Origin of the sequence: Sulfitobacter marinus (assembly GCF_900116285.1) — a bacterium.
GTDB lineage: Bacteria > Pseudomonadota > Alphaproteobacteria > Rhodobacterales > Rhodobacteraceae > Sulfitobacter > Sulfitobacter marinus.
This window is the reverse complement of sequence record NZ_FPAJ01000001.1, coordinates 184,678-200,023: the sequence shown is the minus strand read 5'-3', so window position 1 is coordinate 200,023 and position 15,346 is coordinate 184,678. Positions and strand designations below refer to the sequence as shown.

The 15,346-nt window shown below is 57.2% G+C and carries 16 protein-coding genes; 8 read left to right on the top strand and 8 right to left on the bottom strand.

From position 1 onward, the window contains the following. Positions 1-5 precede the first annotated feature (5 nt). The gene (locus BM347_RS00980) at positions 6-857 is read right to left on the bottom strand and encodes a metal ABC transporter substrate-binding protein (RefSeq protein ID WP_245764192.1); all 852 of its coding nucleotides are present in this window, start codon (positions 855-857) and stop codon (positions 6-8) included. A gap of 176 nt (positions 858-1,033) precedes the next feature. On the opposite strand from BM347_RS00980, the gene BM347_RS00975 reads away from it, so the two are divergent. Then, positions 1,034-1,456 carry a Fur family transcriptional regulator gene (locus tag BM347_RS00975; protein WP_245764148.1) on the top strand — a complete coding sequence of 141 codons (423 nt, stop codon included), beginning with the start codon at positions 1,034-1,036 and terminating at the stop codon, positions 1,454-1,456. 6 nt (positions 1,457-1,462) lie between these two features. On the opposite strand, the gene BM347_RS00970 is transcribed toward BM347_RS00975, so the two are convergent. From BM347_RS00970 to BM347_RS00940, 7 genes are all read right to left on the bottom strand, one after another. Continuing rightward, a complete protein-coding gene (locus BM347_RS00970) occupies positions 1,463-2,149 on the bottom strand; it encodes a TetR/AcrR family transcriptional regulator (protein WP_245764147.1) in 687 nt (228 codons plus the stop codon). Positions 2,150-2,286: 137 nt separating this feature from the next. After that, positions 2,287-3,771: a DegQ family serine endoprotease gene (locus tag BM347_RS00965; RefSeq protein ID WP_093914560.1), complete on the bottom strand. Its 1,485-nt coding sequence runs from the start codon at positions 3,769-3,771 to the stop codon at positions 2,287-2,289. Between the two features lie 294 nt (positions 3,772-4,065). Continuing rightward, positions 4,066-4,269, bottom strand: coding sequence for a helix-turn-helix transcriptional regulator (locus BM347_RS00960; RefSeq protein WP_093914559.1), 204 nt, complete (start codon positions 4,267-4,269; stop codon positions 4,066-4,068). Continuing rightward, positions 4,266-4,664 carry a hypothetical protein gene (locus BM347_RS00955; RefSeq protein WP_175498458.1) on the bottom strand — a complete coding sequence of 133 codons (399 nt, stop codon included), beginning with the start codon at positions 4,662-4,664 and terminating at the stop codon, positions 4,266-4,268. Before BM347_RS00955 ends, BM347_RS00960 begins: the two co-directional genes overlap by 4 nt. Positions 4,665-4,811: 147 nt before the next feature. Continuing rightward, on the bottom strand, positions 4,812-6,077 hold the full coding sequence (locus tag BM347_RS00950; RefSeq protein WP_093914557.1) for an ABC transporter permease: 1,266 nt from the start codon (positions 6,075-6,077) through the stop codon (positions 4,812-4,814). After that, on the bottom strand, positions 6,074-6,883 hold the full coding sequence (locus tag BM347_RS00945) for a taurine ABC transporter ATP-binding protein (RefSeq protein ID WP_093915353.1): 810 nt from the start codon (positions 6,881-6,883) through the stop codon (positions 6,074-6,076). The genes BM347_RS00950 and BM347_RS00945 overlap by 4 nt, the downstream gene beginning before the upstream one ends. A gap of 80 nt (positions 6,884-6,963) precedes the next feature. Continuing rightward, the gene (locus BM347_RS00940) at positions 6,964-7,944 is read right to left on the bottom strand and encodes a taurine ABC transporter substrate-binding protein (RefSeq protein ID WP_093915352.1); all 981 of its coding nucleotides are present in this window, start codon (positions 7,942-7,944) and stop codon (positions 6,964-6,966) included. A 380-nt stretch (positions 7,945-8,324) separates the two neighbouring features. On the opposite strand from BM347_RS00940, the gene BM347_RS00935 reads away from it, so the two are divergent. The 7 genes from BM347_RS00935 to hisD all read left to right on the top strand — a co-directional run bounded on the left by BM347_RS00935 (position 8,325) and on the right by hisD (position 15,251). Next, positions 8,325-9,299 (top strand): LysR family transcriptional regulator, encoded by a 975-nt coding sequence (locus BM347_RS00935; RefSeq protein ID WP_093914556.1) that lies wholly within the window; start codon positions 8,325-8,327, stop codon positions 9,297-9,299. Between the two features lie 143 nt (positions 9,300-9,442). Then, positions 9,443-11,878 carry a GcvT family protein gene (locus BM347_RS00930; protein ID WP_093914555.1) on the top strand — a complete coding sequence of 812 codons (2,436 nt, stop codon included), beginning with the start codon at positions 9,443-9,445 and terminating at the stop codon, positions 11,876-11,878. A 6-nt stretch (positions 11,879-11,884) separates the two neighbouring features. Further along, positions 11,885-12,085 carry a hypothetical protein gene (locus tag BM347_RS00925; protein WP_093914554.1) on the top strand — a complete coding sequence of 67 codons (201 nt, stop codon included), beginning with the start codon at positions 11,885-11,887 and terminating at the stop codon, positions 12,083-12,085. A gap of 16 nt (positions 12,086-12,101) precedes the next feature. Beyond that, a complete protein-coding gene (gene cuyA, locus BM347_RS00920) occupies positions 12,102-13,115 on the top strand; it encodes a D-cysteate sulfo-lyase (RefSeq protein ID WP_093914553.1) in 1,014 nt (337 codons plus the stop codon). A gap of 14 nt (positions 13,116-13,129) precedes the next feature. Further along, a complete protein-coding gene (locus BM347_RS17495; protein ID WP_175498457.1) occupies positions 13,130-13,273 on the top strand; it encodes a hypothetical protein in 144 nt (47 codons plus the stop codon). Continuing rightward, positions 13,270-13,965, top strand: a complete 696-nt coding sequence (gene cuyB, locus BM347_RS00915; RefSeq protein WP_175498456.1) for a cysteate racemase — start codon at positions 13,270-13,272, stop codon at positions 13,963-13,965. The genes BM347_RS17495 and cuyB overlap by 4 nt, the downstream gene beginning before the upstream one ends. Positions 13,966-13,973: 8 nt before the next feature. Continuing rightward, a complete protein-coding gene (hisD, locus tag BM347_RS00910) occupies positions 13,974-15,251 on the top strand; it encodes a histidinol dehydrogenase (RefSeq protein WP_093914552.1) in 1,278 nt (425 codons plus the stop codon). Positions 15,252-15,346 lie beyond the last annotated feature (95 nt).

Below are 15,346 nucleotides of genomic sequence, written 5' to 3'. Positions count from 1 at the left end.
TCCGATCACTTTAAGTTCTCAGCCAGTCCATCGGCGATGGTCTGGGATGTCACCCGCAGCAGGTCCAGATAGCTGGGCACTGGCCCCTCCGCCGTGCTGAGGCTGTCGACGTATAGCACCCCACCATAGGCCGCATCCGTTTCACGGGCGATCTGTTTGGCAGGTGCTGTATTGACCGTGCTTTCGCAGAAAACCACGGGAATATCATTGGCCCGAACCTCGTCGATCACGGTGCGCACTTGCTGCGGTGTGCCGGTCTGGTCTGCATTCATCGGCCACAAATACAGCTCTTTCATAGCGAAATCACGGGCAAGATAGCTAAACGCCCCTTCGCAGGTGACCAACCAACGCTGCGCTTGGGGAATTTCCGCCACACGGTCCCGCAGCGGCGCAATTGTATCACGAATCTCGCCCTTATACGTTTCGGCGTTCGCCAAATAGATATCGGCATTGTCCGGGTCATATTCCGCAAAAGCGGCGGCGATATTGTCGACATAGATCAGCGCATTATCCAATCCCATCCATGCATGTGGGTTTGGCTTGCCCTCATAGTCGCCAGTAGCGATCGAAATCGGGTCAATGCCATCCGTCAAAGTCACAGACGGAATATCGCCAAGATTGGACAAAAACTGCTCGAACCACAGCTCGAGGTTCAGGCCGTTCCACAAGATCAGATCGGCATCAACCGCCCGCACGATGTCACGCGGCGTGGGTTCGTAGCCATGAATTTCGGCACCCGGCTTGGTGATCGATACAACCTCGGCCGCGTCCCCCGCTACGTGCTGGGCCATATCCGCAAGCACTGTGAACGTCGTCACCACCTTGAAATCCGCCGCCCACACAGGGGCCGCTGTCATCAATACTGTCGTGGAAACCGTCGCCAACAAAGTTTTTTTCACCAAAGCCTCCATAGCTTAACACTTCAGCTACATGTAAATGCGAATTATTCGCAAATGTCAAACATGCGAATGAGAATAGATCGCAGAATGTTGCAGGCAAGAAAAAACTTGCTTAAAGTCGTGGCAACACAAGGATGGTGACCGCATTGGAAAATGACCCCGACTACAGGAAAATGCTGCGCGATGCCGGGCTGCGCGTCACACCGCAACGTGCATCGATTGTAACGATTCTGTCTGAAACCGATGACCATCCCAACGTCGAAGACCTGTATGAGAAAGTGCGCGCGCTGGATGATACTGTGTCGGTCGCAACCGTATATCGCACCATGTCAGTGCTTGAAAACGCAGGGCTGGTGCGCAAGCTGGTGATGGACGATGCCCCTGCCCGCTATGAAATGATGCCCCATACCGAGCACGACCATCTCGTCGACCTTGAAAGCGGCGATTTAGTCGAAATCCCCGGCACCGAAATCGCCGAGCTGATGAGCAGGGTAGCGGCGGAACTGGGCTATCAAATCGTCAGCCATCATACTGTGATCCGCGCCCGCAAAACCTGATCTGAATTACGGGGTATCTTCGGCCTCTAACGACCGGATCATCGCAGTAGCGCCGGCAGAAATGGCCCGCAGGATTTGATCGCTGGGAATATCGCGGTTCAGCCAATCACGCATGGGGCCAAAGGCAGACAAAAACACCATCAGGTTTGACACAATATCAAGACGGCGGTCTTCGGATGAAATCCCCAGCCGAAGGCTAAGCTGATCGGCCAGATCCTTCATCGCCGCATATTCGCGGGCGTGCAAGGCTTCGCGGTCCTCTGGCAGCATATGGGGCACGCAGCGATAGGCCAGCAATGTGCCTTTGCGCTTATATGCCCAAGTTTCGCGGAAATACTGTTCAATCGCGTCTTCCAGCGAAAGCGATTGATCTTGCAGGATCACTGACAGGGTTGGCACGTCTTCGCGAAACCAAAGCTGGTTCAGAAGGCGGCGCAGGATATCATTTTTGTTGGCGATGTAATCATAGATGCTGGCCTGATTAACACCCGAGCGCGCGCAGATGTCGCGTATTGTTGTGGCCGCAAAGCCTTTCTCCAAAAACAGCTCAAGCGCGGCGTCGCAAATCTGTTCGCGGCGGCTTTGGATCAACTCTTGGTTTTGGACACTTGTTATATCTGCCTCGGCCAGAAGCTGCGTGCGCAATTTATGAAGACGTTCCGGGTACACGGACGTGGGCATGGCTTCGGACATTCAGGCTTCCTCCTGTCAAAGAAACTACGCACTTTCGACATGTGAAACAACAAAGAAGCTACACGCGCAGATTACGAAAAACCGCCCCTGCGTCGGCAAAGGCGGGTCATTGGTTTGGGTCGCGTGAAAGCCGCTGTTTAGTCTTCGATACCAATCGCGACAAAACGCGGATCTCCGGCGCGCCGGATCAGCAAGAGCAACGATTTGCGCCCCGCATCCTGTGCCTCGGCGATCCGGTCCTCAAGATCCGCCACTGTGGCAACGCTTTGCTGGCCCGCCTCGGTGATCACGTCACCTGTGCGCAGGCCCTTTTCAAAGGCCTCGGACACCTCATCAACATCTGTGACGACCAAGCCGGTCGTGGTGTCATCAGCGCCGAGTTCCGCACGCATGTCATCCGTCAGTGGGGTGAGAGTCAGGCCCAGCAGCGATGCTATCTCAGGCTCTTGCGGTGCGTCGTCGTCCTCCGGCGTGCCAGCGGGGCTGGTGTCATCAGCATCTTCGCGGCGTCCAAGGGTCACTTTGAGCGTTTGCGTTTTCCCGTCGCGCAGCACCGTAACCCGCACAGCCGCGCCCACGGCACTGTTGCCGACCTGACGGACCAACGCACGGGTGTCTTCGACCTCGACCCCGGCAAAGCTCATGATCACGTCTCCGGTTTTCAGCCCAGCTTCCTTGGCCGGTCCGTCGGGCACGTCAGTGATTAACGCGCCCGCCGCCTTGGCCAGCCCCATGGCATCGGCCACGTCCTGGGTGACGTCCTGAATGCGCACACCCAGCCAACCCCGGCGGGTTTCACCGTATTGCTTAAGCTGGTCCACCACGCGTTTCACCACGTTAGACGCCATGGAAAAGCCGATCCCGATCGAACCGCCATTGGGGGATAGAATGGCCGTGTTCACGCCGATCACAGCGCCATCCATGTTGAACAATGGCCCACCGGAATTCCCGCGGTTGATCGCCGCATCGGTCTGGATGTAGTCGTCATATGTCCCTGACAGCGCCCGGTTGCGCGCCGATACGATCCCGGCGGAAACCGAAAACCCCTGCCCCAGCGGATTGCCCATCGCGATGACCCAGTCGCCCACACGTGCTGCGTCGCTATCGCCGAACTTTACGAAGGGCAGCGGCGATGGGGCCTCGACTTTCAACAAAGCAATATCAGTATTGGGATCCGTGCCTATAACCTTGGCGATCAATTCCGCGCCCGAGAAAAATTCAACCGTGATTTCATCCGCGCCTTCGATAACGTGGTTGTTCGTCACCACATAACCGTCTTCGGAAATCACAAACCCAGACCCAAGCGCCGATGACTTGCGTGCAGACGGACCCGATTGCCCATCATTATTGCGATCCTGAAATTCGCGAAAGAAGTCCTCGAACGGTGACCCTTCGGGCACGATGCCGCGCGGGCCGGTGCGCCCTTCGACCACCGTGGATGTCGTGATGTTCACAACCGACGGGCTGATTTTCTCGGCCAGCGGTGCCAGGCTTTCGGGCTTGGCATAGGCCATGACGGTTTGCATCGCGACAAATGCCAAGGCCAGCATGCCCATCAAGAGCCACTGCTCCCAAACAGGCGAGGTGGTTGTTTTCGACACGGGTACGGCCTTTGGCTGCATTCACAATCTCCTGAACAAGGGGGACGCAGGGCCGCGCCCGAAATTTCTGACAGCAGAGTGCATCTGCAATGCCACTGCTGCAAGGTGAAAGATGTGATCGTTCACGCGCATGTCAACGGGCAGTGCCGCTTGGTGGACCCGGTTGATGTCATTTCAGGGACCGGCGGCGTTTTCTTATAGCAGGCCTTGCGAGGTGAAATGCACGCTGACCGAGACTGTGCCTGCACCTACCTTGGGCAGGTGGTTCAGTCGTGAGTGATGTTTCTAAGGGGCGACATCAAGCGGTACTGCGGATCAGTCAGGCAGTTGAAACAAGTCCTCAACAGCTACGCCAAGGCAGCGTGCAAGCTTCAACGACAAAACGGTGGATGGCACAAATATTCCGTTTTCGACCGTGTTAATTGTCTTCCGGCTGACCTCAACCTTTTCGGCCAATTCAGCCTGCGTTAGCCCCGCCCGCTTTCGATGTTCTTTCAGGTTCGCTCGTAGCAGGGTCATCCAGCACGCCCCAGGAAAGTTGCGATAATCATCCACAGCGATGGCGCCCCCATCAGGATAACGCCCACCCAAAGGAAAGAGCTATCTACTTCGGTATTGGAGACCCGAGAATACAGGAACAGTGCCCAGAACCCGATCAGCGCCGACCAATAGCCAAACTGATATGATCCGCGATGCGACGCGACCGATTGTTCGTCCCACGCCGGTTTGATGTCGCGTGGACGCATGACCGATACCATAAACTGCGCGACGCCCCCCAAAAGAGCGAGAGCGCCTATAACGATCACATGGAACGGCGCTATTGCCGTCCCCCAGAACATCATGATCGTGAGCAAAAGCACCGCAGCGATAAGGAGAATGTTTCCAGTCAAACGCGTTATGGCAAGCAAGTTCATCATTGATACCTCTAGCAACCTATGGGTTACATAGCGGGTGACGATAGTAACGTCAAGGTTACACATTATACGCAATGCGCATTCCATCAAGCTGGATCAAGCGGCAATAACAACGGCTTGGATGCCTAATCTCGGACGCAATACTGCTTACGTGCGGCCCTTCCATGGGACCAGCCAATCCTCGGCTTTGCGCATCAGGATGTCGATGCTAAAGCCAATCACACCGATCAGGATGATCCCCATAAGCACGATATCGGTCAGTTGGAAACGACTGGCGACCATGATCATCATACCTGCCCCTTTTTCGGCAGCAACCAATTCGGCTGCGACCACGGTGCCCCAACAAACCCCCATAGCGACGCGTGCGCCGGTGAAAATTTCTGGTAGCGAATTTGGCACGATAACATATCTCAGAACCTGCCAGCGGCTTGCGCCCAGCGAATAAGCCGCGTGCACCTTGGAAATCGCAACACCCGATACGCCCGCGCGCGCTGAGATGGCCATGATCCACAGTGCCGCCAGGAACAACAGGATGATCTTGCCGCTTTCGCCGATGCCAGCCCAGATGATAACCAGCGGGATCAAGGCGAGCGGCGGCACCGGGCGCATAAATTCTACGATCGGGTCAAACCAGCCGCGGAACCAACCGCTTAGCCCCATGGCATAGCCAAGTGGAATACCGACAATCGCGCCACATAAGAAGCCAACGATGACGCGGAATAGCGACCAATAAAGATGCTCCCACAGGGTGAAGTTCTGATACCCTCTCACCGAGATTTCCTTGACCCGGGCGACCACGGATTCCGGCGCGGGCAGCCAGATCGGCTCCATCTGCATGCCGCCATCGGGCACAAAGTTCAGCGACCCTTTCGACGTAACGGCGACGGTACCATGGGCAACCTCTACACGGCTTCCCGGCGATACCGGTTGCCCGTCGATAGCAACGACCTTGCCGCCGTCTTTGCGCGTGATTTCATCGTTCTTATCCATAAGCACCAGATCGGAACGCCAAGCAGCAAGGGCGATGCTGTCGTTTTTCGCGAAACCATCCCCCGCTGGCACGTCCTGCGGGTCGCCCTTCTCTCCTGTCGGCAGGACCCGGGCATAGACGGTGGCATCGTCGCGGGCACCATCGGGTGCCTCCATCGTATAGGTGAATTCCGTATCGCCCACGAAGGGGCCCGGCGCATGAAACGGCACCCAAGCAGAACCTGTGAATGCCCCCCAAAGGAAGAATAGCGTCAGCACCGACAGGAAACTGGCCCATCTGTTAGGGCGCACCGCGCTTTCGTCGCCAAAGGTTACGGTCTTGAGTGAGGTGAAATCGCGGCGTTCCGTGATTTTGCTTATCCCGAAACGTACAACAATAAATGCTGCGCAGAAAATCGCGATATAGATACCAAGAACGATCATGCTTTTGCCTCCTCGGTACGGCCCATGATCTCTTCTTCCATGTCCCAGATCATTGACAGAATTTCCTCGCGTTTTTCAGCAAATTCAGGATCGCGCTTAACGGTCCGCAAATCCTTGCCCACCCCTGCGGCAGCGAATGGAAGGCGGTATTCTTTGTGGATGCGCCCCGGTCGCGGTGCCATCACCAAAAGCCGTTGCCCCAAAAGCAAGGCTTCCTCGACCGAGTGGGTGATCAGGATGATCGTCTTGCCGGTTTCCTTCCACAGCTTCAGGACCAGCCCCTGCATCTTTTCGCGGGTCAGCGCATCGAGCGCGCCCAGCGGTTCATCCATCAAGATCACGTCCGGATCGTTCGCGAGGCAGCGGGCCAGTGCCACACGCTGCTGCATACCGCCCGAAAGCTCGTAAACCGACTTGTCTTTGAAATCCTGAAGCCCCACCACGTCAAGCAAGTGATTTACATTGTCCATGTAGTCTTTTTTCTTGCGGCCAGCCATGCGCGGCCCAAAACTCACATTGTCCCGCACGCTCATCCACTCAAAGAGCGCCCCTTGCTGAAAGACCATTCCGCGCTCGGCGCTCGGCCCGATTACGGCATTATCATTAAGTGTCACACTGCCCTCGGTCGGCGAGAGAAAACCGGCAAGGATATTGAGAAACGTGGTCTTGCCGCAGCCCGAAGGCCCCAAGACGCTCATCAGCTCTCCGCTTTCAATGTCCAGCGAAACGTCCTTGAGCGCCTGCACAAAGCTTCCGTTGGGAAGGTCGAACCGCATGGAGAGATTATTGATCGAAAGTTTCGACATACGGCACCAGGCACCCTTTAATGTATCAGCGTTTAGAAAACGCGGGCCCACATCCGTGCGCGCCCGCGTCATTGGTATCGTTACATGTCGCCAGCTTGTGCCAGCGGGCCTGTATTTACGTTCTCGGAATAGTCATCCTTGGCGGCGTCGAAGCTGCCTGCCTCGACGAACACATCGGCAACGCCCTTCATGAAGGTTTGCGCACCACCACCAAGCCATTTCTGGCTCAGCTGATCCTCGACGCTGGGGAACGCAAATGTCGCCATGGTAGCAGCGGCTGCGTCTTCGTCCATCCCTGCATCCTTGGCGATGGCGGGCAGCATCTTGTCGGTGTTTTCACCGCTGTTCCACATTGCATTCGCCTTAGCCGTCACAGCAAGAAAGCCAGCCACGACGTCAGGGTTTTCCGCGATATAATCGCTAGGGCCAGAGGTCACGTCGAAAACGAGGATCCCCAGTTCTTCCTTTTCCGCACCAGTCAACAAGACGTTCCCGTGCTCGAGCATACGCCGCAGGCTACCGCCCCAGCCACATGCCATGTCGATAGAACCCTGCGCGATTGCCGCAGCACCTTCGGGTGGGGCCATATTCACGACCTGCATCGATCCGATGTCCACGCCGAAATGGTTCATCTGCACGATAAAGTTGTAATGCGCGGCAGTGCCCAGAGGCACGGCAACCTTCTTGCCGGCCAGTTCGCCAGCGTTGCTCTTGTCGATCTCAAGCGCTTCGCGCACAACGCAGTTGTCGTTTTCCGAATAGCTGACCGCCACATCGAGAACCTGCAAATCCTGACCCGCACTCGTTGCGACCACGAAAGGCGGCACACCTTGGCTGACCGACAGCTGTACGTCGCCCGACGCCATTGCCGCGCTCATCGCTGTACCGGTATCGAACGCGCGCCATTGGACTTCCATGCCCAGCGCGGCATCATACATGCCTTCAACTTTGGCGTATTGAAATGGCATCGGCCATTCCTGGAAATAGCCGACAGTCAGCTGTTCCTGTGCGGCAGCGCCCTGAGCCGACACCGCGGCAATAACGCCCGCCAGGATCGACATCCGTTTGGTTTCTTTTTTCACTGTTGTGTTACTCCTTGTTGGATTTTTATGGTGTAGCCTTGATAAGGCAGACGATGTTTCCTCGATCTGCGCCGAGGCTAATTGCCGTAAAGTGTACCGCTTGACGGACGGTGGTTTTTTGTCACTGTCGAACTCCTTATGACCCGATGGGTGAATGAATTCAAAAGCTTGCCTTTCCGATATCTGCACATGTACCAGCATAATAGCACCGAAAAACGGCAGCCGCTTTCAGATTTTTTAGGCTTCCACGGATTACAAAAATATCCGACGACAATTTGTTTTGTGAAATAAATTGAGATTTATATTCCGTATATTTAGAAACAAGGCAACATCCTCAAACTGGTTTAGGAGATCTTGTCATGGCCCATCGCTCTACGTCAAAGGATCTTAACCTCAAATGGCTGGAATTATTTCAAATATGTGCACAGAAGGGTACTTTGCAGGCAGCGGCACAAGAATCCGGCCTGACCGTCAGCACCGTATCCTATCATCTTCGCAGCCTTGAGGATCATCTGGGCGTGGCGCTTTTCAATCATGCCCGAAGACCGATGGTGCTGACGCCCAAGGGCACGGCGTTTCTGCGCAACATAGATCAAGCGCTCCAATCCATCCGCAAAGCCAAGGCCGAAGCATCGGCTGGAACCCTCTCGGACGCGAGTTTCCTGAGGATTGGCACGATCGAGGATTTCGATAGCGATATAATACCCGAACTGGCTGTATATCTGTCCGAGAAAATGCCGGGTTGCGATTTTATGTATCACAACGATTCCAGCCATTCGGTCATAAAGATGCTGAGGGACCGCCAGCTGGACCTGGGCGTCACCACCATCCCAAGCGAAAGCATACGTGACCTTAAAGATCGCCCCCTGCTGCGCGATCCATTTGTTATCGTGCTTCCCCAGGTCGATGACCGATCCCTGACAGAGATCGTCGAAGGGCGCACCAAGATGCCGTTCCTGCGGTTTTCCAGCAACCTGATGATCGCACAACAGATTGAATCCCAGTTGCAGCGCATCGGACTGTCGCCCCCCCAGAGGTTCGAATGCACCAGCCATCAAACGCTGATGGCCATGGTTGCTGCCGGTGCCGGATGGACCATCACCACCCCATTGCATTTCTCGCGCGCGAAACGGTTTCATTCGAAGCTTCGAATGCACCGCTTTCCCGGCAAGACTTTTTCGCGCACGTTGGCGATCGTCATCACACCGGACTGCTCAAGCGCGCTTGTCGACCTGATCGACAGCAAACTACGCAGTCTGGTCCTTCAGCACGCTATCGCGCCACTTCATCAAAGCAATCCATGGCTCTCAGACAGTTTCACGCTTGTCACTTGAGTACAGGATAGCGGTGTGCGGCTCCCTTTTCCTGCTATCACTACGTCACAAGTATATTTCGATATTTTAACAACTCCGGACTGAGTGTTGCGACGAGACGGCGTTCTGCGACTTACTTCATGAAGTAGCTTCGGGGATGCCTCATGAAATCGCGAACCAAGGTCGTTGTCATTGGCGGTGGGATTGCCGGGTGTTCGACGCTTTATCATCTTACCCAAGAAGGCTGGAGCGACGTTGTCCTGATCGAGCGTGACGAGCTAACCTCGGGCACGACATGGCATTCCGCCGCTCAGGTCACCAACTTTGGGGCCAACCAGACAATGGTCGGCCTGAAAAGCCATTCCATCGCGCTTTACAAAAAACTGCGCGACGATCCCGAGTATCCGGTCGGCTATCACCACGGCGATGGCGGCATCCGGTTGGCCAATACCGAAGCACAGATGCAGGGTTATCGGCATTTCGCGTCTATGGCACGCGGTATGGGCGTCACCTACGAGGTGATCGACGCAAAGGAATGCGCACGCCGCCACCCTCTCATTTCAACCGATAACCTGTTGGGCGGCCTTTGGGATGGGGAGGATGGCGATATCGACCCTGCGCAGCTGTGTCAGGCGTTGGCCTTTCACGCGCGAAAGGCTGGCGCAGAGGTGTACCGGCAGACAAACGTCACTGGTCTGACCCAGAAAGCCGACGATACTTGGAGCGTCGAGACGGACAAGGGCACAATCGACGCGGATATTGTCGTGAATGCCTGCGGCTACCGCGTAAACGAAGTCGGCGCAATGATGGGCGTGCATCACCCCGTCGCATCGATGGAGCACCAGTATTTCGTAACCGAAGATATTCCCGCCATCGCCGAAGCTGGCCACCGAATGCCACTGCTACGGTGTCCCATCTCTGACTATTATTCACGGCAGGAAAAGAACGGCCTGTTGGTGGGTTTTTACGAACAGGATTGCCGCACATGGGGGATGGACGGGATCAGCCCCGGTTTCTCGAATGATCTGTGCCCCGACGATCTGGACCGTGTGATGGACGTGCTGGAAGGCGCGTTCGAGCGGATGCCGGTTCTCGCCGAGGCGGGCATCAAGCGCATCGTCAACGGCCCAATCACCTACACCATCGACGGCGCGCCATTGGTCGGCCCGATCCCCGGAAAACGCAATGCGTTCTGTATCATCGGCCTGCGCGCGGGCCTTGGCGAAGGCGGCGGTCATGGCTGGCTGCTGGCGCAGCAGATCGTGCATGGCGAGGCGCAATACGACACATGGGTTATCGACCCGCGCCGCTTTACCGGACACACAAATGTGGAACTGACGGCGCTCAAGGCGATCGAGGATTACCAGAACGAATTCCGCTTTCATTTCCCGCACGAACATCGCCCCGCAGGCAGGCCCGCCAAAACAACGCCGCTGACCCCCGTCTTTGCCGCCGAAGGAGCGGAATTCACCGTGGTGAATGGCTGGGAACGGGTCGACTACATCAAGCCGACAACCGTTTTCCACCCCACACTCGACTTCAATTTCGACGAAACATTTGACGTGATCGGTGCCGAAATCAAGAACGTACAAGAGAACGTCGGCCTATGCGAAGTCAACGGTTTCAACCGGTTCGAGATCACTGGCGCGGATCGGCACGCGTTTCTTGATCGCATGTTCTGCGGCACGGTGACCAAGCGCGACGGCCGCGTCGGGTTGGGGTATCTTTTGAACCATCACGGCATGATCAAGGGCGAAGCGACCATCGCCAACCTGCCTGCCAGCGACCGTGGCCCCGAACGCGTCTGGTACGGCTCCGCCGCGGCAAGCGAATTCCATGACATGGATTGGCTACAGGCGCATCTGGCGGATGACGAAGACGTCACAATCCGTAGCCTGACCAATGACCAGACGATCCTGGTCCTTGCCGGCCCCAAGGCACGTGATGTGCTGTCAGCCTGTTCGCGGGGCGATTGGTCCAAGACCGCCTTTCCTTGGCTCAGCGCGCGCGAATGTTTTATCGGGTTTGCCCCCGCCACCGTGCTTGGCGTCAGTTTTTCCGGCGAATTGGCCTATGAAATTCACGTCCCGAACGCGTCGCTTTACGCGGCCTATCTGGCATTGCGCAAAGCGGGCGAAGCGTATGGGCTGAAGATTTTCGGCGCGCGCGCGGTCGATTCAATGCGGATGGAGAAAGGTTTTTTACACTGGAAAGCCGACCTTTTGACCGAGTTCGATCCGTTCGAGACCGGGCTTGATCGCTTCGTTAGGCTTGAGAAGGGCGATTTCATCGGCAAGGCCGCCCTGCTGCAACGCAAGGCCGACGGCCTGCGCAAAAAGCTGGTCACGCTCAAGATCGACGCGGACCACGCCCCGGCCCATGGCGGCGCGTCGCTGATGCGCGACGGCAAGGTGGTGGGCACTGTGACCTCGGGCGATTGGGGCCACCGGATGGGGATGAACCTGGCCTATGCCTTTGTTGACCCTGATCTAAGCGTTGAGGCCAGCACCATGCAGATCGACCTTTACGGTGATCTTGTGAATGCCACCGTGATTGCGCCATCGCCCTATGACCCCGATTACACGCTGATGCGGGGATGATGTAGCATGACGCAGTTTCAGCGCAGTGTAGTGATCAAAAACGAGGCTGTCGCATCCGCGCCCCAAGTCTTTGAAATCATGGATATTTGCGGGTTCGGCAGCCCGTCATACTATTTCACACCATACGCCAGCGCCTTTGGCGCATCTCCGTCACAACGCCGTGCACATCTGTCGGGCAAGGCTGCCCCGCGCGGCTCCATCTCGTAGTTACAAGGATAACAAAATGCATCTGTCACGCTTTCCCCGCGTTCGCCTCGCCCATCTGTCCACACCACTGGAACCGATGAAACACCTCTCCAAGGAACTGGGCGTCGACCTTTGGATCAAGCGCGACGACTGCACCGGATTGTCGACAGGCGGCAACAAGACCCGCAAGCTGGAATTCCTGATGGCCGAGGCGCTGGAACAAGGGGCCGACATGGTAATGACCCAAGGGGCCACCCAGACCAACCACGGACGTCAAACCGCCGCAGCGGCTGCAAAGCTTGGGCTTGCCTGCCATATCCTTCTTGAGGATCGCACAGGTTATGACGATGCCAACTATAACACCAATGGCAACGTCCTGCTGGACCACCTGCACGGCGCGACAACGCAGAAATTTCCCGGTGGCCATGACATGCCCGCCGAGATGGAACGTGCAGCAGAAAAAATGCGGGCCAAAGGGCACAAGGTTTATGTGATCCCCGGCGGCGGGTCCAACCCGACTGGGGCGCTTGGCTACGTGAACTGCGCTTTTGAACTGCTGACTCAATTCACCGATACCGGCCTCAAGGTTGACCGCGTCGTCCATGCGACCGGATCGTCGGGCACGCAGGCGGGTCTGGTCACTGGCATGTGCGCAATGAACGCGCAGATCCCTGTATTGGGCATCGGCACCCGTGCGCCGCAGCCCAAGCAGGAACAGATGGTCTATGATCTGGCCTGTAAAACCGCCGAGAAACTCGGCTGCCCCGGCGTGGTCAAGCGCGAGGATGTGATGGCTAACACCGATTACGTCGGTGAAGGCTACGGCCTGCCAACCGAAAGCGGCATCGAAGCGATCCGGATGTTCGCCGAGCTTGAAGGTATCCTTTTGGACCCTTGCTATTCCGCCAAGGGAGCCGCTGGCCTGATTGATCTGGCACGCAAGGGCGCATTCAAAGACGAACGGATTGTGTTCCTGCACACTGGCGGTGCTGCCGCTCTTGGCGGTTATGATTTCGCCTTTGACAGCAGCGACCGCTGGGTCACGCTCTAGCGATGGGCACCGTCGTGGGACGCAGATTTACAAGGTATTTCACCCGGCAAGAGCCGATCCCCGCGGTAGCCATTGACGCTGTTGTGCTGCCCGATGGGATTACTCTTGCCCCCGTCCCCGGTGCCATCAGCGCCGCTGCAACCGAGGTGGCACCATGATGCGCAATCTTGTTGGCGTATTGGGTGGCATGGGGCCCGAGGCGACCATCCTTTTGCAAGAGCGCCTACTGGCTACCGTCGTGGCCTATGATGATGCTGATCATATCCCACTGCTGATCGACATGAACCCGCAGGTGCCCTCGCGCATTGCCCATCTGATCGAAGGTACAGGTATCGACCCCGGCCCGACCCTCACCGCGATGGCGCAACGGCTTGAAGCCGCAGGCGCGACGGCGCTGGCCATGCCCTGCAATACGGCCCATCACTATGCGCCCGAGATTGCAGCGGCCGTATCTGTGCCGCTGCTTAATATGGTTGATCTGTCCGTCGCCCATGCCGTGCGCTGCGCCCCCGAAGCAGCCAATATCGGCATGCTCGCGTCTCCTGCTGTGCAGCGGGCCGGGGTATTCGATACGGCCTTTCGCGGGGCAAACCTATCAGCCCTTTGGCCCGAGGATACCGACCGCATGCTGCGGGAAATCCGCAACATCAAGGCCCACGGTGCCACCTCCGAGGCCCATCAAACGCTCCAATATGCCGCAGACGAACTGGTCGGCAAGGGTGCCGATATTCTCTTTATTGCCTGCTCTGAATTTTCGCTGCTTACCCCGGATTTGCACGCGGCGGTTCCCGCCATCGATACTGTAGACGTGCTGGCACGCGCGATACGTGACCACACCCTGATGGAATAGAATTAACCATGGCTATTACCTATCTCAAAACCGCCGATCCCCGCCCTTTGGTCGAGAACAAGGACATTCGCGATATCGTGCACATCATGCTTGCCAATATCGACCGTGAAGGCGAGACAGCCGTGCGCGACTACGCAAAAAAGTTGGACAGGTGGACCGGTGATATCGTGCTCTCGGACGCGGCCCGCCGCGCGGCTTGCGCCCGCGTTCCCGAAGACCTCAAGAACGACATCCGCTTTGCGCATGGCAATATCCAACGCTTTGCCGAGGCGCAAAAGGCCACGATGGGTGAATGCGAAATCGAGGTGATACCCGGCCTGATCGCTGGCCAAAAGCAAATCCCGGTCTCAAGTGCGGGCTGCTATGTGCCCGGTGGCCGCTATAGCCATGTCGCCAGTGCGCTGATGACGATCACGACCGCCAAGGTTGCTGGCGTACCGCATATTACCGCCGTATCCCCCACGCGGCCCGGCATCGGCATTCCCGATGCCATCGTTTTTGCGATGGATTTATGCGGTGCGGACCTGATCCTGAACCTTGGCGGCGTGCAGGGGATCGCCGCTATGGCCAAGGGGTTTTTCGGCGGCAAACCCACTGATATTCTTGTCGGGCCCGGCAATAGCTATGTTGCCGAAGCCAAGCGGATGTTGTTCGGTGAAGTCGGCATAGACATGTTCGCGGGGCCCACGGATTCGCTGGTTATCGCCGATCACACGGCCTCTGCCGAAACTGTCGTTTGGGACCTGATCAGCCAGGCCGAGCACGGCATGGACAGCCCCGTTTGGCTGGTCACCACAGACAGGATGCTGGCGATGGATGTGCTTGCCCGTGCCCCTTCGGTGATCGACAGCCTGCCCGAACCGAACGCCACAGCGGCCCGTACTGCGTGGAATGAACGCGCCGAAGTCATCTTGTGTGACACCCGCGAAGAGGCCGCAGAGGTGGCTGACCGCTACGCACCTGAACATCTGCAGGTCCAAGCCGATGATCTGGACTGGTGGCTGGACCGGCTGTCAGTATATGGCTCGCTCTTTCTGGGCAAAGAAACCACCGTCGCGTTTGGGGATAAAACCTCAGGCCCCAATCATGTGCTGCCGACCAGCGGTGCCGCACGATATACTGGCGGGCTGTCGGTCCATAAATTCACCAAGACAGTGACATGGCAGCGCTGCAATGCCGCCGCCTCGCACGAGTTGGCCCTGCGAACCGCGCGGATCAGCCGGGTCGAGGGGATGGAAGGGCATGCCCGCGCCGCCGATTTGCGGCTGCGGCCCCAGGCTGTCTAAGGGTCCCTGAGTGACCTATTGCGGCGGTCTACTGGCGCATGGGCATGCCACGATATGTGATTGCCCAAACGAGAGGCGAAATGCGGACGCCCTTA